We start from the raw sequence: 16,420 nt of genomic DNA on the forward strand, positions 1-16,420 counted from the left end.
GGGGTAAACGTGAAACAGGGGGCGCAAGTATCATAGCCACCACATGACGACATCCTCCTCGCGCGCCGATTCCGGCTTCGCCTACAGCCGCTCCTTCTTCGAAAACCTGGTCGACACGGCCTTGGCGCACGCCAAGAAGCTCGGTGCCACCGACGCCGGGGCCGAGGCCTCCGAGGGCTGCGGCCTGAGCGTCTCGGTGCGCAAGGGCGAGCTCGAAAACGTCGAGCGCAACCGCGACAAGTCGCTGGGCGTCACGGTGTACGTGGGCCACCGCCGCGGCAACGCCAGCACCTCCGACTTCTCCGAAGCCGCCATCGCCCAGACCGTGCAGGCGGCCTACGACATTGCCCGCTTCACGGCCGAAGACCCGGTGAGCGGCCTGCCCGACGAGGCCGACATCGCCAAGGAACACCCCGAGCTCGACCTGTTCCATCCCTGGGACGTGACGAGCGAGCAGGCCGCCAAGCTGGCCCTGGAGTGCGAAGAGGCGGCGCTGTCGACCGACAAGCGCATCACCAACAGCGAAGGCGCGGGCGTCTCGGCCCAGCAAAGCCATTTCTTCAGCGCCCACACGCACGGCTTTCGCGGCGGCTATGCCAGCTCGCGGCACTCGATTTCGGTGGCGCCCATCGCCGGCAAGGGCGACAACATGCAGCGCGACGCCTGGTACAGCTCCATGCGCGCGGCCGACGAACTGGCCAGCCCGCAGGCCGTGGGCCGCTACGCCGCCGAGCGCGCGCTCAGCCGGCTGAAGTCGCGCAAGATCAAGACCACCGAATGCCCGGTGCTGTTCGAGTCACCGCTGGCCGTGGGCCTGCTCGGCGGGCTGGTGCAGGCCGTGAGCGGCGGTGCGCTTTACCGCAAGAGCACCTTCCTGCTCGACTCGCTGGGCAAGCCCGTGCTGCCCAAGCACATCGACATCGCTGAAGACCCGCACGTGATGCGCGGCAAGGGCAGCTCGCCCTTCGACGACGAAGGCGTGATCACCCGGGCGCGCAAGGTCGTCGATGCCGGCCGCCTCGAAGGCTACTTTCTCTCGACCTACTCGGCCCGCAAGCTGGGCATGAAGACCACCGGCAACGCCGGCGGTTCGCACAACCTGACGCTGAGCTCACGCCTGACGAAGCACGGCGACGACCTGGACGCCATGCTCGCCAAGCTGGGCACGGGCCTGTTCGTCATCGAGCTGATGGGCCAGGGCGTGAACTACGTGACCGGCGACTACTCGCGCGGCGCCAGCGGCTTCTGGGTCGAGAAGGGTCGCATCGCCTTCCCGGTGGAAGAAATCACCATCGCCGGCAACCTGAAGGACATGCTGATGGGCATCCAGGCCATCGGCGCGGATGCCTATACCTTCGGCGCCAAGACGACGGGGTCGATCCTGGTGAACCGGATGAAGGTCGCGGGCAGCTGAGGCTGCGCCAGCCTCCGTTGCGTGGGCGGCGCTCACCCGAAAGACCCACGGACTGGTTCCAGTGACCTGCAGGATGAGCAAGCTTCACGCCGCTCGCCAGCACGGCCTGAATCTGCAGCGTCGCATGGAAATACGCTTGAGGCAGAAGACGGCGCCGCGCCGCACCGTCTTCCCTCATCGCATCACATCAACAGGTCATTGCACCGACACCGCGCTCCAGGCGCGGGTAACCGCCGCCTGTTCCGCCGAGTTGGCGCCGTACAGGTCGGTGGCCGCGCGGATCGATGCCGCGCGCGCATTCGGGTACGTCGAGCTGGAGTTCAGGTACACGGTCAGCGTGCGGTACCAGATCCTGCCGGCCTTGTCGCGGCCGATGCCTGCAAGGCCGGTGTCGCCGTTGCACACCAGGTCGCTTTTCGTCAGCCTGCTTTCGCCCGCGGGCACCACCGCGCCTTCGGCCAACAGGTAGAAGAAGCGGTTGCCCACGCCGGACGAGAGGTGCGGGTCGTGCCGGGGATTCGTCTGCGTGCTCTTGAAGCCGCCCTGCGGATAGCAGACGGACGAGCGCCCGTCGACGTCCTGCTTGTACATCTTGCGCAGGCCGCCGGGCAGGATCCTTGCGCCGATGACGTAGTTGCCGGGATCGTTCACGTTGTTCGCATAGAACTTGACGAGGGTGCCGAAGATGTCGGAGTTCGCCTCGTTCAGGCCGCCGGCGTCGCGCGAGTAGGCCAGGTTCGCGGTGGCCTGGTTCACGCCGTGGCTCATCTCGTGCCCGGCGACGTCGATGGAGACCACTGGCTTCGGCAGCGAGGTGCCCGCCTCGCCGTCGCCGTAAGCCATCATGCGGCCTTCGCTCAGCCATGCGGCATTCGCGCCCGTGGTGGAACCGTCCGGGTTGAGGAACTGCACGTGCGCGTAGCTCTGCACGCCCTTGCCGTCGTTGAAGATGCCGTTGCGGCCGTGCGTGTCCTTGTAGTAGTCCCAGGTCTTGGCCAGGCCGTAGTTGATGTCGACCGCGACGGTCTTGCGGTCCGTGGTGGCGCCGTTGCCCCACTTGTTGTTGGGACTGGTGAACGGCACCAGGTCGGGCGAGTCTCCAAGGTCGCTGGCCACCGAGTCGCGCCCGTCGATCACCTCGCCGCCGCCGCGCGTCGGGTCGACCATGCGGTAGGCGTTGTTGCCGGTCTGGTCGGTGGCGATCTGCAGGTCGCCGTAATACAGCGACTTGCCGGTGCCCGTGGCGGCCGCGGTGTGCACCAGGTCTTCGGCGTCCAGCAGCTTGCCGTCGCGCGCATCCACGTAGTACACGACGGCGCTTCCGTGCGCCGCAGTGGCCCTGCCGTACACGCGCACCGCATAGGCGAGCACCGGTGTCTCGTCGCGCGCGAACACGACGAGCTCGGGCGTGCCGTAGCGCAGCACCGCGCTGGCGAAGCTCTGCGCGGCAATGCTTTTCGCGCGCTCGGCGCCGATGTCGGGCGCGTTCTGGATCACGGTGCGCCCGCCGACCTTGCCCAGCGTTTCAGGCAGGCGGATGGCGCTCTTTTGCGTCAGGTCGGGCGGCAGCAGCCGGCCCTGGCTCGAATGCACGACAACGTCGCCGCCGATCACGCGCAGGCCGTCGTGATAGCGGTCGAAGCGCACGTGCTCGGTGCCGTCCTTGTCCACGATCACGTCGCGCGCCTTGAACTGATCGCCGCTGCCGGGCAGTGCCGGCGGGGCGGCGGCGCTGGATGCCATCGACCGGCCCGAGGGTGCAGGCGAGTGTGAGGGGGAAGGGTAGGGTGAGGCGGCAGGGGGCGGCGCAACGTTGAAGTTCGACGGGTTGGTCTGGATCAACGCCAGTGCGCGGTCGATCGCCGCCTGTCGGTCCGCCTCGGCGGCGAAGGCTGAATGCCCCGCCAAGGTCAGCACTGCGACCACGAGAATTCTGAGCCTGGTTTTCATACGCGTTCCACAAAAGGTGATGTAAGGGGTAGACACATACCGACCCGACCGCCGCTTGTGGCAGCGCTCATTGGGCGGGTGCATTACAGCCGGGATGCCATGGAGCGTCGATACGCTGGAAGTAGTCGATACCGCAGGTTTTCAGCGTGAATGCGCGCGGCCTACACACCTTCGTGTCGTTATCGACACGAAGGAGGTACAGGCGCGATGAACGGAAGACGCACCGGACAAACCCTATGCGGTTGCCCGGACGCTCGGTTACTTCTTCGCAACGTCCTGCTGGGGCGCGATCAGGAACTCGAGCATCCGCCGCGCATTGAGCGGCAACTCTTCAGACGTTCGCACGCACGCCATCAACGTGCGCTCGGCCCACGCGTCCCCCAGCGAGGCGCGCGCAATCTTCATCGTGCGGGCGCAACGCGCCGCCGCGGTCTGCGGCACGATGGCCACGCCGATGCCCTGCTCGACCAGGCGGCACACGGCCTCGAAGTTGCGCACGCGCACGCGGTAGGACAAATGCCGCGCCAGCGTGCGCGCATGCGAGGTCACCAACTGCTGCAGCGCGCTGTCGGCGGGCAGGCCGACGAATTCGTCGTCGACCACGTCGGCCAGCATCACGCGCCGGCGCGTGGCCAGCGCATGGCCGCGCGGCATCACCAGCACGAGGTCATCGCGCCGGAAGGGATGGCATTCGAGGCCCTGCGTGTCGATGGCGTCCGAGACGATGCCGATGTCGCACAGGCCCGCGCGCAGGGCCTCGACGGTGTCGGGGCTCGCGCGTTCCTCGAGGTCGATGGACACGCGCGGGTGCTGCGCCAGGAAGCGCGCCAGCACCTCGGGCAGGTGCTCGGTCAGCGCCGCGGTGCCGCACAGAAAACGCACATGGCCCTTCAGGCCCTGGCCGTACTCGCCGAGCTCGCCGCGCAGCCGCTCCATCTGCTGCAGCACGACACGCGCGTGGTGCAGCAGCGTGCGGCCGGCCTCGGTGGGGCGCACGCCCTGCGCATGGCGCGTGAGCAGCGCAGAGCCCAGCGCGTCCTCCATGCCGCGCACGCGCTGGCTCGCGGAGGCCAGGGTCATGTGCGAGCGCGCGGCGCCGCCGGTGAGGCTGCCGGCTTCGACGACGTTCAGGAAGAGCCGCAGGTCGGTGAGGTCGAATCGCATGGTCGGCGCAGTGTGCACCAGGAAGCGCCACGGGCCTCAGCCGCAGCCTGAGGCCGGCTCTGCGAACCCCGCATTTCCAGCCACGGCGTTGCCCGGCAGACTCCGCCGCGATGACACATGCGAACGACACGGCGAGTTTCTGGGCCGCAGCCACGGCCGTGTTCCTGCTGGCCGGGGTGATCAAGGGCGTGATCGGCCTGGGCCTGCCCACGGTGTCGATGGCGGTGCTGGCGCTGTGGATGCCGCCGGTGCAGGCGGCGGCGCTGCTGATCGTGCCGTCGCTGGTCACCAACATCTGGCAGACCGGGCCGCGCGCCAGCTTCATGCCGGTGCTGCGGCGCATCGGTGGCATGCAGGTGGGCGTGGTCGTCGGCACGCTGGGCGGGGCGCTGTGGCTGGGGGTGCCGGCGGGGGCGTGGGCCTCGGTGGCGCTGGGCGTGGCGCTGGTCGTCTACGCGGGCTGGAGCCTGACCGGGCGCCAGATGCATGTGAGCGACGCACGCTCGCGCTGGCTGGGGCCGCTGGTGGGCGTCGTCACGGGGCTGGTGACGGCGGTGACCGGCGTGTTCGCGGTGCCGGCCGTGCCGTACCTGCAAGCGCTGGGTTTCCAACGCGATTCGCTGATCCAGGCGATGGGCATTTCCTTCACCACGTCCACCGTGGTGCTGGCCATCGGGTTGGCGGGGAACGGGGGTTATCCGATGTCGGCGATGGGCGCATCGCTCGCGATGCTGGTGCCGGCCGTCGGCGGCATGGTGCTGGGCACCTGGTTGCGCAAGCGGCTGCCGGTGGCGGTGTTCAGGCGCTGTTTTCTGATTGGGCTGGCGCTGCTGGGCCTGTACATGGCCACGCGGGCCGTGGCGTGAGCGCGAATCCTGTTCGGGCGGTTCAGGCCGCCAGCAGCAGGGCTGCGCGCACGCGCTCGATGGTCTGGCGGTAGGGCAGGGCGAAGTCGTCGATGCTGTCGCCGGCTTCGAGCCAGCGGAACACGAACACCAGGCCTTCCTCTTCGGGGCTGCCGGTGGCCGTGTGCGGAAAGCTCTCGGGCAGCGTGCCCTCGGCGCGCATCAGGAACAGGTGCCACAGCTGCGGATGGCGGTGCGTGTTGCCTTCGACGCCGGCTTCGCATTCGCGGTCCAGCGTGCCCAGAGATTGCAGCGCGCCGGCGTAATCGATGCCCGACTCTTCGAGCAGCTCGCGCCGCACGGCGATTTCAGGCGACTCCCCAGGCTCGATCGTGCCCTTGGGGAGCTGCATATTGCCGTCCGCGGGGTGGCGGAACACCAGCAGCCGGTCCCGCGCGTCGACCAGGCAGGCGCAGGCCTTGAGGACCGGGGCGTCGGGCGCGCAGGGGCTGCCGGCGTTCATCTTCAGGCGCCCGTCAACGCGGCCTTGACCGCGGCGCTGACCTGGCCCATGTCGGCCTTGCCGGCCAGGCGGGTCTTGACCACGCCCATGACCTTGCCCATGTCGCCGGGGCCGCTGGCGCCCAGCTCGGCCACGATGGCTTTCACGGCGGCGGTGGTTTCTTCGGCGCTCATGCGCTGGGGCAGGTACACCTCCAGCACCTTGATCTCGGCGGCTTCCTTGTCGGCCAGGTCGGCGCGGCCGCCGGTGGTGAACGCGGCGATCGAGTCCTTGCGCTGCTTGACCATCTTGTCGACGATGGCCACCACCATGGCGTCGTCGAGCTCCACGCGCTCGTCGACTTCCTTCTGCTTCAGGGCGGCGAGCAGCAGGCGGATGGTGCCCAGGCGCTCGGAGTCCTTGGCGCGCATGGCCGTCTTCATGTCTTCGGTGATCTGTTCTTTGAGTGTCATTCGGGAACCTTTGGCAAAAAACAAAAGCCGCGGCAGGTTTCCCTGGCGCGGCTTGGGCAACGGGGTGCTGGCGGAGACTTTCGTCGAGCGCCAGCTGCCCTGGGCGTTGCTTAGTACAGCTTCTTGGGGAGCTGCATGCTGCGCACGCGCTTGTAGTGGCGCTTGACTGCAGCGGCCTTCTTGCGCTTGCGCTCGGCGGTCGGCTTTTCGTAGAACTCGCGGGCGCGCAGGTCGGTCAGCAGGCCGAGCTTTTCGATGGTGCGCTTGAAGCGGCGCAGGGCGACGTCGAAGGGCTCGTTTTCTTTAACGCGGATGGTGGTCATTGATGAATCGTTGAAATGAAGTTGGCTCGGGGAGATCGAGGCCCAAAGCCGGGGTTCCTCAACTGAAAACTTTTTGCGGCCGTTGAGGGGAGGCCAGAGTTAGCCCGCGATTATAGCGCGGTTGCGCACGCATGGGCGCTCGCCCAGGCCCATTGGAAGTTGTATCCACCCAACCAACCGGTCACATCGACCACTTCGCCGATGAAATACAGGCCCGGCTGCTTCGATTCCATGGTCTGCGAAGACAAATCGCGCGTGTCGACCCCACCCGCGGTGACCTCGGCCTTCTTGTAGCCCTCGGTGCCGCTGGGCGTGATCTGCCAGCGGGCGATGCGCTCCGACAGCGCCGCCAGCGCCTTGTCGGCGGCCTCGTTCACCGGCCGCTGCAGGCCCGGGTCCTGCCCGACCCAGGCGTCCGCCAGGCGGGAGGGCACCAGCGTGGCCAGCTCGTTGGCAAGGCGTTTCTTGGAGCGCAGCTTGGCTTCGCCCAGCGACGCGGCCACGTCCACGCCGGGCGCGAAGTCCAGCGTGAGCGGGGTGCCAGGCTTCCAGTAGCTTGAAATCTGCAGCACCGCCGGGCCCGACAGGCCGCGGTGGGTGAACAGCAGGTCTTCGAGGAAGGCCATCTTGTCTTTCTTCGCTCCCGTTTCTATGCGCACCGGCAGTGCCAGCCCGGCCAGTTCGGCATAGGGCGCCCAGGCGTCGCCGCCGAACGTCAGCGGCACCAGCGCCGGGCGCGGCGTGACCAGGCGCAGGCCGAACTGCTCGGCGATGCGGTAGCCGAAGTCGCTCGCGCCGATCTGCGGAATCGACAGCCCGCCGGTGGCGACCACGATCTTCGCCGCCTCGATGACGCCGCGGCTGCTCTCGATTTGGTAGCGGGAAACGTCGCCGCCATCAGCAGATTCAGCGGAAAACGTGATCTTCCCCACCTTGCACGGCTGCCAGCGCGCGACCCCACCCGCCGCGCATTCCGCCAGCAGCATGTCGACGATCTGTTGCGAGGAGCCGTCGCAAAACAGCTGCCCCTTGTGCTTCTCGTGAAAGGCGATGCCGTACTTCTGCACCAGCTCGACAAACTGCTGCGGCGCGTAGCGCGACAGCGCCGAGCGGCAGAAATTCGGGTTGTCGCCGATGAAGTGGCGCTGCGGCGCGCGCACGTCGAGGTCGCGGTTGGTGAAGTTGGCGCGCCCGCCGCCGGAGATGCGGATCTTCTCGCCCACCTTCTCGCTGTGGTCCACCACCAGCACTTTCAGCCCGCGCTGGCCGGCCACGCCGGCGCAGAACAGGCCGGCGGCGCCAGCGCCGATCACGACCACGTCGAAGCGGTGGGACACGTCCGCCGAGCTCGATCCCGAACTCGATTCAGCGCTCGATTCGGCGCTCAAGGGCCGTCGGCCGCCAGCAGCGGCGGCGGGTTGTATTTCAGGTGTCCCACGTAGCGCAGCGGCTGCGTGGCGGCAATGGAGGGCACGTCGCCCTCGCGCATGTGCAGCAGGTCGGCCGGGCTCACCCAGCGCGGGTCGGCGCTGGTGATCGGCAGGCCGGCCTGCTTGTAGGCCTCCAGCACAAACTGCGAGCAGAAGAACTGGTCGTTGCGGCTCGCGCCCAGCTGCACCATGGCCATGCCGCTCATGCAGTAGCTGCTGACGGCGCTGGGCACCAGCGGCAGCTCGCACAGGCGGCGGTTGAGCACGAAAGGCGCGTTCAGCAGCACGCCCACGGTGTTGTATTGCACGCCCACCTTCGACAGCGCCCAGGCGCGCATGCGCCCGGCGCCGGCTTCGTCCACGCCCGGCACGCGAAACGCCACCACCATCTGTTCCTCGTCGACCACCTCGGCCAGCGGCCGGGCGCGCACGCCGGTGCCCACGGCCTCGGCGATCTGCCCGTCGCCCAGGTACAGCACCGCATGGCTCACCGGCGCGAAGGTGCCCAGGCGGATGCCGAAGGAGTTCACCGTGGCAATGGAGGTCAGCAGGATGTCGCCGGGCTCCAGCGCGTCGGCCGCGATGAGCTCGCCGCCGTTGCCCGGCGCGATGACCGAGCTTTGCACCCGCAGGCGCAGGCCGTTGTCCTTGGAGGGCAGGTCGAGCCGGGTGGCGCAGGCGCCGAGCAGCAGGGCGGCGCCCGCGGCAGCCAGTGCCGCGAAGGTCTTGAGGCGGGAGCGCATCAGCCCTTCCAGACGAACGGGAACTTCAGCTGCTTGAAGAAGCCGTTGGGCACGTAGTCGCCCAGCACGCCGTACTTCTCGGGCCAGAGCTTGGTGCTCTTCACGGCCGTGCCGAAGAGGTAGTCGAGAAAGGCGTAGTGGGCCGCGTAGTTCTTGTCGAGCGCCTCGATGTCCTGGCTGTGGTGCCAGTGGTGGAAGTTGGGCGTCACGACGATGTAGCGCAGCGGCCCCAGCCGCACGCTCACGTTGCAGTGGTTGAACACCGCCTGGAAGCCGACCACCACGATGTACGCGTCGATCACTTCCTTGCTGAAGCCCAGCACGTAGATGGGGGCCAGCACCAGCGTGCGCGTGATCAGCAGCTCGAGGATGTGCTGGCGCGAGCCCGCCATCCAGTCCATGCTCTTCACGCTGTGGTGCACCGCGTGCAGGCGCCACAGCACGGGCACCTCGTGGTACGCGCGGTGGGTCCAGTACTGCACCAGGTCGGCCACCAGGATGATCAGCAGAATGCCCGCCCAGAACGGCAGGTTGCCCACCCAGCCGCGAATGCCGTCGTTGGCCGCCCAGCCGAAGAGCTTGTGCACCATCAGGTTGGTGGCCAGCAGCACGAAGCCCACGATCATGTGGTTCACCACGAAGTGGTGGAAATCGGTTTGCCACTCTTCGCGGAACACCGGCTGGTCCTTGCGCAGCGCGAACAGCTTCTCGATGAAGATGAAGATCAGCGACGAGCCCAGCAGGTCGAGGATGAACCAGTCCAGCCCGATGTAGGGCGTGTTGTCCGCGAAGTCGTGCACCGGCACCTTGTGCCCGCCCAGCAGCGCCGAGGCCGCCACCAGCAGGAACGCGGCCGAAGAAAGCCAGCGCGAGCGGTTGAAGATGATGTTCACCAGCGACAGCCCGCCCGAGATGACCATGGCCGCCAGCAAGATGAAGCGCATCACGTCGACGTTGTAGCTCTTGCGCAACTCGGGCGTGGTGAGGTACTGCGGAAAGTGGAACGCCAGCACGCCCAGGAAGCACAGGATGGCCAGGCTCAGTGCGATGGTGCCGGTGACCAGGCCCTGGCCGCGGCGCAGTTCGCCGTGGTTCTGGGTGAAATCGTTCAGTTTGTCGATGTCGAGCATGGAGCCCCCTCGGGGTTGCGTTGTGGTTGTTGTGCGGCGGATTTTAGGTCGCGCGGCCCTTTTCGGGCGCCTTGCGCCGCTTCGGGCGTCGTCACGGGCGCAACAAGCGAAATGCAGGCCTTGGAACACAATCGTCCACCTTTGTATATTGGCAAACTAATTGCTTGGAGTGGCCGTGACCATCAAACGAAATTTCATTCGCGCCCTCGTGGCTGCCGCAGCTGCCACGGCCGCCTGCACCCTCGTGCCGGCCTTTGCCCAGGCGCAAGCCCAGGAAAGCTCGCTCGCTCGGGTGCAGCGCACCCATGTGCTGCGCGTGGGTGCCATTGCCGGCGCCATTCCGTACTTCGCCAAGGACCCGGGCACCGGCAAGTGGGAAGGCTTCGGCCCCGACTTCGGCGAGAGCCTGGCCAAGAGCCTCGGCGCCAAGGTCGAATACGTCGAGACCACCTGGGGCAACGCGGTGCTCGACCTGCAGTCCAACAAGATCGATGCCATGTTCGGGCTGGCCCCGTCGCCGCAGCGCGCGGCCATGGTCAACTTTGCCGACACCCTGTTCGAGAACACCTACACGGTGGTCTGCAAGAAGGGCGTGCCGCAAAAGAGCTGGGAGCAGCTGAACACGCCCGACACCAAGATCGTGGTGGACATCGGCTCCAGCCACGACCAGCTCGCCCAGCGCGTGCTGCCCAAGGCCGAAGTCACCCGGCTGGAAAACTCCGGCGCCGCCACCATGCAGCTGCAGGCCGGCCGCGCCGACTGCCAGGTGCTGGTGATCCTGCTGGCCGAGCCGCTGCTGGCCAAGCGCCCGGGCCTGGGCACCATGTACATCCCGCAGCCGGTCTACACCGCGCCCGTGAGCATCGGCCTGCGCAAGGACACCGACCCCGGCCTGCAGAAGGCCGTCAACGCCTGGCTCGCGCAGGAGCGCACCAACGGCGAAGTGCGCAGCGTCATCCTGAAGAACATGGAAAAGCTCGCCGGCGTGCCGGCCAGCGCCTTCCCGCCCGAAATCAAGTTCTAAGGGGGCGCCATGGACCTCCACGATCCCGCGAGCGGGCCCACCGGCCGCTCACGGCTCGGCACGGCCTTGCTGCTCGCATGCGGGCTGGCCGGCGTGTGGGCCGCGGTGCGCCACTTCTCGGGCGGCGCCTCGGGCACGGCCTACGACTGGGACTTCAGCGTGCTCTGGAGCTACCGCCGGCTGCTGCTCATCGGCCTGGCCTACACGCTGGTCTTCACCGTCGTGTGCGTGGTGCTGGGGCTGCTCGTCGGCCTGGCGACCGGGCTGGGGCGGCTGTCACGCAACCCCTGGGTGTCGGGGCCGATCCGTGCCTACATCGAGGTGTTCCGCTGCACGCCGGTGCTGGTGCAGCTCGTGTGGTTCTACTACGCGCTGCCGGTGCTCACCGGGCTGGAAATATCGGCCGTGGTCGCGGCCACGCTGTGCCTGTCGCTGTACGGCGGCGCGTTCTATTCGGAGATCGTGCGCGGCGGCATCATTTCCATCGACAACGGCCAGGTCGAGGCCGGCCGCGCGCTCGGCATGACGCGCCTGCAGCTCATGCGCCGGGTGGTGCTGCCGCAGGCCTTCAAGCGCATGGTGCCGCCGCTGATGAGCCAGTCGATCATGCAGCTGAAGAACACCTCGCTGCTGTCGGTGCTGGCCGTGCCCGACCTGCTCTACCAGGGCCAGGTGATCGCGCACGAAACCTACCGCCCGCTGGAGCTCTACACCTTCATCGCGGTCGCGTACTTCGCGGTGCTGCTGCCCGTCACCGTCTGGGCCAAGCGCATGGAATTCGGCGCCGGGCCGAAGGAAGAAAGCTGAAATGGCCGCACCCCTGATCGACATCAGCAAGCTCAAGAAGGCCTTCGGGCAGAACGTGGTGCTGAAGGACATTTCGCTGCAGGTCGAGCGCGGCCAGGTGGTCGCCATCATCGGGCCCTCGGGCTCGGGCAAGTCGACGCTGCTGCGCTGCATCAACCTGCTGTCGGTGCCCCAGGGCGGGCGCATCACCGTGGGCGAGCAGACCATCGAGTTCAACGGCGTGCACACCACGCTGCCCAACGAGCGCGCGCTGGCGCGCTTTCGCGCATCGACGGGCATGGTGTTCCAGCACTTCAACCTGTTCCCGCACATGACGGTGCTGCGCAACGTGATGGAAGGGCCCGTCACCGTGCTGAAGACCCCCAAGGCGCAGGCCGAGGCCGAGGCGCGCGCGCTGCTCGCCAAGGTGGGCCTGCTCGAGCGCGCCGACTACTTTCCCGACAAGCTCTCCGGCGGCCAGAAGCAGCGCGTGGCCATTGCGCGCGCGCTGGCCATGAAGCCGACCGTGATGCTGTTCGACGAAGCCACCTCCGCGCTCGACCCGGAGCTGGTGGGCGAAGTGCTCGGCGTCATCAAGGGCCTGGCCAAGGACGGCATGACCATGATCCTGGTCACGCACGAGATCGGCTTCGCGCGCGAGGTGGCCGACCAGGTCGTCTTCATGCGTGACGGCTTGGTGGCGGAAAGCGGCCCGCCGGAGAGGGTGATCGACAACCCGCAGGAGGCGTCGACTCAGGCTTTCCTGGGCCGCTTCAAGGGCGTGGCGGCGCAGTGACGTGGTGTCCGCGGTCGTGCCTGGCATGAAGAAGCACAGCGCCACGCCCTCCAAGCCGTTCCTTGGCGTCCTGATGCTCGACACCCGCTTTCCACGGCCGCCCGGCGACGTGGGCAACCCCCGGACTTTCGAGCGGCACGGCATCGCGGTGCGCCTGCTCACCATCGAGGGCGCGTCGCCCGAGCGCATCGTGAAGGAGGCCGACCCTTCGCTGCTGCAGCCCTTCGTCGACGGTGCGCTGCGGCTCGTTGAAGAGGGCGCTGCCGTGCTCACCACCAGCTGCGGCTTTCTCGCGGCGTACCAGCAGGTTCTGTCCCGTGCGGTCAACGTGCCCGTGCTCACCTCGAGCCTGCTGCAATGCCGCGAGTTCGCGCGGCCCGGCATCCTGACCTTCGACGCGGCGTCGATGCACCAGCCCATCCTCGACGCCGCCGACGTGCCGACCGGCACGCCGGTGCAGGGCGTGCAGCCGGGCTGCGAGTTCCATCGGCGCATCTTGAACAACGAGGCACAGCTCGATTTGGCGGAAGCCGAGCGCAACGTGGTCGATGCCGCGCGCCGGCTGGTGGCGCTTCACCCGGCGGTGGAAGACATCGTGCTGGAGTGCACCAACATGCCGCCTTACCGGGAGGCTGTCGCGCGCGCCACCGGCCGGCGCGTGCACGACATCGAGACGCTGCTCGTCGCCCGCTGGCGCGCTGCAGCAGCCGCTGTTGCTGGTTAGGGCTTGCGCGTCGCGCGCCGGCGCAGCAGCGCGGCCGAGCCCAGCGCCACCGCCATGACCAGCAGCGACACCACGGTGGTCACCGTGCCCAGCGCATAGATCGAAGGCGTGGTCACCGTCGAGGTCAGCCCCTGCAGTTCCAGCGGCAGCGTGTTGACGTCGCCGATGGCTTGCGAGGTGCGCGCAATTTCGTCCCACGACAGCGTGAAGCCGAACATGCCGATGCCCACGATCGACGGGCCGATCAGCGGCAGCACCACGAAGCGGAAGGTCTGCCAGGGCGTGGCGCCCAGGTCGCGCGCGGCTTCTTCGTAGGCCGGGTTGAAGCGGTTGAACACCGCGAACATGATGAGCAGGCCGAAGGGCAGCGTCCACGTCAGGTGCGCCCCCAGCGCGGAGCTGAACAGGCCCAGCGCGGTGCCGTAGCCTTCGAGCAGAGAGGTCGCGTCCATGGCCGTCAGCAGGCCCTTGATGCCCGTGTCCAGCAGCCGGAACTGCAGCCCGATGCCCAGCGAAATGATGATCGACGGCATGATCAGGCTGGCCACCGTCACGAAGAACAGCGCGTTGCTGCCTTTGAGCTTCTTGCGAAAGGCCAGGCCCGCGAGCACCGACAGCACCACGGTGAAGGCCATCACCACCGCGCCCAGTGCCAGCGAGCGCCTGAATGCCGCGCCGATGTCGACCGTGCCCAGCCCTTCGGCCAGCTTGTAGAACCAGTGCAGCGAAACGCCGCGCAACGGAAAGGTCAGGCCGCCTTCGGGGCCCTGGAAGCTCAGCACGAAGATCGTGATCATCGGGCCGTAGAGAAACAGCACGAAGAGGGCGAAGACCGTGGCGAGGGGCCAGAAGCCGGGGGCGCGCTGCGCGCTGATGGGCGTCTGCATGCTCAGAGCTCCTTGCGAATGTCGACCAGCCGCGTCAGGCCCCAGATGATCATCAGCACCACCGCCAGAAGAATCATCGCGTTGGCCGCGGCCAGGGGAAACTGCAGGTACGAGGTCTGCACCTGGATGATCTTGCCGATGGAGGCGATCTGCTGGCCGCCCATCACACCGATGGTCACGAAGTCGCCCATGACGATGGTGATCACGAAGATCGAGCCGATCAGGATGCCCGTGCGCGACAGCGGCACCACCACGTTCCACAGCGTCTGCCAGCCCGAGGCGCCCGCGTCGCTCGCCGCCTCGAGCAGCGAACGGTCGATGCGCATCATGCTGTTGAAGATGGGCACGATCATGAACATCGTGTACAGGTGCACGAAGGCCAGCACCACCGAGAAGTCGGAGAACAGCAGCCACTCCACCGGCTGGTTCACCAGGCCCGTGCCCATCAACGCCTGGTTGACCAGCCCGTTGCGCCCCAGGAGCGGTACCCACGAAATCATGCGGATCACGTTCGACGTCCAGAACGGCACCGTGCACAGCACGAACAGCACCGTCTGCATGGTCGACGAGCGCACATGGAACGCCAGGAAGTAGGCCACCGAAAACCCGATGAGCAGCGTGATGCCCCACACCAGCAGGCAGAACTTGAAGGTGCTGAGGTAGGTGTTCAGCGTGACGCACAGGTCGCCGTTGTCCGTGAGGCGCGAGCACCCGTCGAACAGGCTCAGGTAGTTGCGCAGCGTGACGGCCGGGATCAGCTCGTACTCGTTGAAGTTCCACAGGCTGACCATCGCGACCAGCGCCAGCGGAATCAGGAAGAACAGCAGGAACACCAGCGCGAACGGCGCCGCCTGCCACCAGGCTTTCACGGTGTGCGTGGGCATGGTGGCGGCGTGGCCGGACGCGGCGGGTGCGCTCATGTCGATGGTGTCCTGCAGGGTCGCGCGCTCAGGCCGCGACGAATTCGTTCCACTTGCGAACCATGTATTCGTTCTCGTCCATCACCGCGTTCCAGCAGGCGATGCCGCCCATGCGCTGCTCGTAGCTGCCACCGTCGCGCACCGAACCGGCCTTGGCGATCACGTCGCCCTGCGGGCTCTTGATGTCCTGCGCGGCGGGCTTGCCTTCCATCCAGTAGGCCCACTCGTAGCCTTCCATCTTGGTCTTGGCGGTGTCCAGCACGGCGCTGTAGTAGCCCTGGCGGTTGAGGTAGGCGCCGGCCCAGCCGTCGAGGAACCAGTTGATGAACTCGTACGCGCCGTCGAGCTTCTTGCCCGACAGCGTGGCCGGCAGCCCGAAGCCCGAGGCCCAGGCGCGATAGCCTTCCTTCAACGGCTGGAAGGTGCAGTCGATGCCCTTGCCGCGCACGGCCGTCACGGCCGGCGACCACATCGACTGGATCACCACTTCGCCCGAGGCCATGAGGTTGACCGACTCGTTGAAGTCCTTCCACAGCGCGCGGAACTGGCCGGCCTTCTTGGCTTCGATGAGCGCCTTGATCGTCAAGTCGATCTCGGCCTTGGTCATGTTGCCCTTGTCGGCGTACTTGTGGATGCCCTTGGCCTCCACCACCATCGCGGCGTCCATGATGCCGATCGACGGAATGTTCAGGATCGCGGCCTTGCCCTTGAACTCGGGGTTCAGCAGCTCGGCCCACGAGGTAATGGGGCGCTTGATGAGGTCGGGGCGAATGCCCAGCGTGTCGGCGTTGTAGGTGGTCGGAATGAGCGACATGAACTGCGTGGCCGACTTGGCGAAGACCTTGCTCTTCTCGCCCTCGAGGTAGATCACCTTCACCGGCGCGGTGCCCTGGTCGCCCACCTTCTTGCCGGCGACTTCGCCCTTGGTGAACAGCGAGGTGATCTTGTCGGCGTTCTTCACGCGCTTGGTGTCGATGCCCTTCAGGTTGCCGGTGGGCACGATCTTCTTCAGCGAGAAGAACTCGGTGTCGATCAGGTCGAAGCTGTTGGGCGCGGTCACGGCGCGCTTGGTCACGTCGTCGGTGGTGACGGCCACGTACTGGATCTCGATGCCGGTGTCGGCCTTGAACTTCTCGGCGATGGCCTTGTCCTGGTTCACCGCGGTGCCCAGGTAGCGCAGCACGATCTTTTCCTGCGCATGCACGAAGGGCGCGATGCCCGTGGCCAGGATGCCGGCGGTGCCTTGCAGCAGCGTGCGGCGCTTGACGCCGGTGGACGAGTCGATGGGTTCGGTCATTGCAAAGTCTCC

At 67.3% G+C, this 16,420-nt stretch carries 17 protein-coding genes; 6 read left to right on the forward strand and 11 right to left on the reverse strand.

Translation table 11 applies throughout. From position 1 onward, the window contains the following. Positions 1–43: 43 nt before the first annotated feature. The gene (gene pmbA, locus AB6807_RS23850; RefSeq protein WP_371086492.1) at positions 44–1,414 is read left to right on the forward strand and encodes a metalloprotease PmbA; all 1,371 of its coding nucleotides are present in this window, start codon (positions 44–46) and stop codon (positions 1,412–1,414) included. 195 nt (positions 1,415–1,609) lie between these two features. Here pmbA and AB6807_RS23855 read toward each other — a convergent pair whose 3' ends face one another. Then, positions 1,610–3,364, reverse strand: coding sequence for a M4 family metallopeptidase (locus AB6807_RS23855; RefSeq protein WP_371086493.1), 1,755 nt, complete (start codon positions 3,362–3,364; stop codon positions 1,610–1,612). A gap of 258 nt (positions 3,365–3,622) precedes the next feature. Beyond that, positions 3,623–4,528, reverse strand: coding sequence for a LysR substrate-binding domain-containing protein (locus AB6807_RS23860; protein ID WP_371086494.1), 906 nt, complete (start codon positions 4,526–4,528; stop codon positions 3,623–3,625). Between the two features lie 110 nt (positions 4,529–4,638). Here AB6807_RS23860 and AB6807_RS23865 point away from each other — a divergent pair, with 110 nt between their 5' ends. Then, positions 4,639–5,394 carry a sulfite exporter TauE/SafE family protein gene (locus AB6807_RS23865; RefSeq protein WP_371086495.1) on the forward strand — a complete coding sequence of 252 codons (756 nt, stop codon included), beginning with the start codon at positions 4,639–4,641 and terminating at the stop codon, positions 5,392–5,394. Positions 5,395–5,416: 22 nt separating this feature from the next. On the opposite strand, the gene AB6807_RS23870 is transcribed toward AB6807_RS23865, so the two are convergent. The 6 genes from AB6807_RS23870 to AB6807_RS23895 form a co-directional block, all read right to left on the reverse strand. Continuing rightward, positions 5,417–5,896: an NUDIX domain-containing protein gene (locus AB6807_RS23870; RefSeq protein WP_371086496.1), complete on the reverse strand. Its 480-nt coding sequence runs from the start codon at positions 5,894–5,896 to the stop codon at positions 5,417–5,419. Positions 5,897–5,898: 2 nt separating this feature from the next. Then, complete coding sequence (locus AB6807_RS23875) at positions 5,899–6,348, reverse strand: GatB/YqeY domain-containing protein (RefSeq protein WP_116913044.1); 450 nt, start codon at positions 6,346–6,348, stop codon at positions 5,899–5,901. Between the two features lie 110 nt (positions 6,349–6,458). Further along, on the reverse strand, positions 6,459–6,671 hold the full coding sequence (rpsU, locus tag AB6807_RS23880; protein ID WP_007833691.1) for a 30S ribosomal protein S21: 213 nt from the start codon (positions 6,669–6,671) through the stop codon (positions 6,459–6,461). A 110-nt stretch (positions 6,672–6,781) separates the two neighbouring features. After that, positions 6,782–7,990: an NAD(P)/FAD-dependent oxidoreductase gene (locus AB6807_RS23885; RefSeq protein WP_371086596.1), complete on the reverse strand. Its 1,209-nt coding sequence runs from the start codon at positions 7,988–7,990 to the stop codon at positions 6,782–6,784. Between the two features lie 65 nt (positions 7,991–8,055). Continuing rightward, complete coding sequence (locus tag AB6807_RS23890; RefSeq protein WP_371086497.1) at positions 8,056–8,844, reverse strand: YaeF family permuted papain-like enzyme; 789 nt, start codon at positions 8,842–8,844, stop codon at positions 8,056–8,058. Next, on the reverse strand, positions 8,844–9,974 hold the full coding sequence (locus AB6807_RS23895; RefSeq protein WP_371086498.1) for a sterol desaturase family protein: 1,131 nt from the start codon (positions 9,972–9,974) through the stop codon (positions 8,844–8,846). Before AB6807_RS23895 ends, AB6807_RS23890 begins: the two co-directional genes overlap by 1 nt. A gap of 175 nt (positions 9,975–10,149) precedes the next feature. Here AB6807_RS23895 and AB6807_RS23900 point away from each other — a divergent pair, with 175 nt between their 5' ends. The 4 genes from AB6807_RS23900 to AB6807_RS23915 are packed head-to-tail and all read left to right on the forward strand — an operon-like array spanning position 10,150 to position 13,304. Further along, entirely contained in the window at positions 10,150–10,998 is an 849-nt protein-coding gene (locus AB6807_RS23900) for a transporter substrate-binding domain-containing protein (protein WP_371086499.1), read from the forward strand. Between the two features lie 9 nt (positions 10,999–11,007). Further along, positions 11,008–11,805, forward strand: a complete 798-nt coding sequence (locus AB6807_RS23905) for an amino acid ABC transporter permease (protein WP_116913047.1) — start codon at positions 11,008–11,010, stop codon at positions 11,803–11,805. A 1-nt stretch (position 11,806) separates the two neighbouring features. Further along, the gene (locus tag AB6807_RS23910; RefSeq protein WP_371086500.1) at positions 11,807–12,580 is read left to right on the forward strand and encodes an amino acid ABC transporter ATP-binding protein; all 774 of its coding nucleotides are present in this window, start codon (positions 11,807–11,809) and stop codon (positions 12,578–12,580) included. A gap of 25 nt (positions 12,581–12,605) precedes the next feature. Beyond that, positions 12,606–13,304, forward strand: coding sequence for an aspartate/glutamate racemase family protein (locus AB6807_RS23915; protein WP_371086501.1), 699 nt, complete (start codon positions 12,606–12,608; stop codon positions 13,302–13,304). On the opposite strand, the gene AB6807_RS23920 is transcribed toward AB6807_RS23915, so the two are convergent. Genes AB6807_RS23920 through AB6807_RS23930 form a run of 3 tightly spaced genes read right to left on the reverse strand, consistent with a single transcriptional unit; the run spans position 13,301 to position 16,408 of the window. Then, complete coding sequence (locus AB6807_RS23920; RefSeq protein ID WP_371086502.1) at positions 13,301–14,191, reverse strand: ABC transporter permease; 891 nt, start codon at positions 14,189–14,191, stop codon at positions 13,301–13,303. The two genes, AB6807_RS23915 and AB6807_RS23920, sit on opposite strands and share 4 nt — an antisense overlap. 2 nt (positions 14,192–14,193) lie before the next feature. Continuing rightward, positions 14,194–15,111 (reverse strand): ABC transporter permease, encoded by a 918-nt coding sequence (locus AB6807_RS23925; RefSeq protein ID WP_116913050.1) that lies wholly within the window; start codon positions 15,109–15,111, stop codon positions 14,194–14,196. Positions 15,112–15,139: 28 nt separating this feature from the next. Next, complete coding sequence (locus AB6807_RS23930) at positions 15,140–16,408, reverse strand: PotD/PotF family extracellular solute-binding protein (RefSeq protein WP_116913051.1); 1,269 nt, start codon at positions 16,406–16,408, stop codon at positions 15,140–15,142. Positions 16,409–16,420 lie beyond the last annotated feature (12 nt).

Source organism: Variovorax sp. RCC_210 (genome assembly GCF_041355175.1).
Classification (GTDB): domain Bacteria; phylum Pseudomonadota; class Gammaproteobacteria; order Burkholderiales; family Burkholderiaceae_C; genus Variovorax.

What these genes read in the sequence shown, in the direction of transcription:
- AB6807_RS23875 (WP_116913044.1), bottom strand. Translation starts at nt 6,348, where the DNA reads ATGACACTCAAAGAACAGATCACCGAAGACATGAAGACGGCCATGCGC.
- AB6807_RS23855 (WP_371086493.1), bottom strand. Translation starts at nt 3,364, where the DNA reads ATGAAAACCAGGCTCAGAATTCTCGTGGTCGCAGTGCTGACCTTGGCG.
- pmbA (WP_371086492.1), top strand. Translation starts at nt 44, where the DNA reads ATGACGACATCCTCCTCGCGCGCCGATTCCGGCTTCGCCTACAGCCGC.
- AB6807_RS23860 (WP_371086494.1), bottom strand. Translation starts at nt 4,528, where the DNA reads ATGCGATTCGACCTCACCGACCTGCGGCTCTTCCTGAACGTCGTCGAA.
- AB6807_RS23905 (WP_116913047.1), top strand. Translation starts at nt 11,008, where the DNA reads ATGGACCTCCACGATCCCGCGAGCGGGCCCACCGGCCGCTCACGGCTC.
- AB6807_RS23910 (WP_371086500.1), top strand. Translation starts at nt 11,807, where the DNA reads ATGGCCGCACCCCTGATCGACATCAGCAAGCTCAAGAAGGCCTTCGGG.
- AB6807_RS23870 (WP_371086496.1), bottom strand. Translation starts at nt 5,896, where the DNA reads ATGAACGCCGGCAGCCCCTGCGCGCCCGACGCCCCGGTCCTCAAGGCC.
- AB6807_RS23890 (WP_371086497.1), bottom strand. Translation starts at nt 8,844, where the DNA reads ATGCGCTCCCGCCTCAAGACCTTCGCGGCACTGGCTGCCGCGGGCGCC.
- rpsU (WP_007833691.1), bottom strand. Translation starts at nt 6,671, where the DNA reads ATGACCACCATCCGCGTTAAAGAAAACGAGCCCTTCGACGTCGCCCTG.
- AB6807_RS23895 (WP_371086498.1), bottom strand. Translation starts at nt 9,974, where the DNA reads ATGCTCGACATCGACAAACTGAACGATTTCACCCAGAACCACGGCGAA.
- AB6807_RS23915 (WP_371086501.1), top strand. Translation starts at nt 12,606, where the DNA reads ATGAAGAAGCACAGCGCCACGCCCTCCAAGCCGTTCCTTGGCGTCCTG.
- AB6807_RS23865 (WP_371086495.1), top strand. Translation starts at nt 4,639, where the DNA reads ATGACACATGCGAACGACACGGCGAGTTTCTGGGCCGCAGCCACGGCC.
- AB6807_RS23920 (WP_371086502.1), bottom strand. Translation starts at nt 14,191, where the DNA reads ATGCAGACGCCCATCAGCGCGCAGCGCGCCCCCGGCTTCTGGCCCCTC.
- AB6807_RS23925 (WP_116913050.1), bottom strand. Translation starts at nt 15,111, where the DNA reads ATGAGCGCACCCGCCGCGTCCGGCCACGCCGCCACCATGCCCACGCAC.
- AB6807_RS23930 (WP_116913051.1), bottom strand. Translation starts at nt 16,408, where the DNA reads ATGACCGAACCCATCGACTCGTCCACCGGCGTCAAGCGCCGCACGCTG.